1 pseudogene is annotated in these 1,062 nt (G+C 44.4%); it reads left to right on the forward strand.

The features are described from left to right. Positions 1-395: 395 nt before the first annotated feature. Positions 396-1,062 (forward strand): annotated as a pseudogene (locus ABF638_RS38115) (ISAzo13 family transposase); the annotation flags it as partial.

Genomic DNA, 1,062 nt, shown 5'->3' on the forward strand with positions numbered 1-1,062 from the left:
AGGAACGTGGATTAAATAAGATCCAGAAATTGAGGATGCAATGATAGGCTGAAGTTATCTATAGGTATCCTGTGTGTGATATGAATTCCTACTCATCCGAAGTCGAAGCAAAAATGCAACGTCTTTACCAGTCCTTATCAGAGAAAGATCGTCGTCGTTATGCAGCGATTGAAGCTCTAAAACTGGGATGGGGGGGAATTAACTACATCAGTCAACTATTTGGGTGTGATGACGACACCATTCGGTTTGGGTTGAAGGAACTGGAAGATGAAACAGCGATGAACATGAGTGAGATTCGTCGCAGTGGAGGGGGACGCAAGTCTAAGGTTGAAACTATCGAGGGATTAGATGCGGCATTTCTAAAAGTACTTGCTGAACATACGGCAGGCTCACCAATGGATGAAACAGTGAAATGGACTAACCTAACTCGACAAGAAATCGCTCTGCTTTTGACTGTGGAGGGAATCAGTGTTAGTGTCACCGTCGTAGACCAACTGCTTGAACGTTACCACTACCGTAAACGCAAAGCTCACATTCGGCTGGCAACAGGGGAACATCCACAGCGTAATGAACAGTTTGAAAACATTGAACACATCAAAGTGTCTTATCAGGCCGCAGGCAATCCGGTTTTGAGCATGGATACAAAAAAAAAGAATTGATTGGAAAGTTGTATCGTCAGGGACGAATGTATACAACTGAAGAGATTGAGGTATTCGACCATGATTGGAAATCTCTGGCGGATGGAGTGGCGATTCCACATGGCTTGTATGACCTGACACAAAACGTTGGTTATATCCAGATTGGTACTAGCCATGATACGGGTGAATTTGCCTGTGATTCCATTCGCTATTGGTGGCAAAACTATGGTGTGGTGCATTATCGGTCTGCGAGTTCGATTCTCCTGATGTGTGACGGTGGTGGCAGCAATAGTTCCCGACAATATTTGTTCAAACAAGATTTGCAAGCCTTGGTCAACGAACTCGGTATTGAAATCCGCATTGCTCACTATCCCCCTTACACTTCCAAATACAACCCTATTGAGCATCGGCTGTTTCCACATCT

This window comes from Nostoc sp. CALU 1950 (genome assembly GCF_051172895.1).
Lineage (GTDB): Bacteria > Cyanobacteriota > Cyanobacteriia > Cyanobacteriales > Nostocaceae > Nostoc > Nostoc edaphicum_A.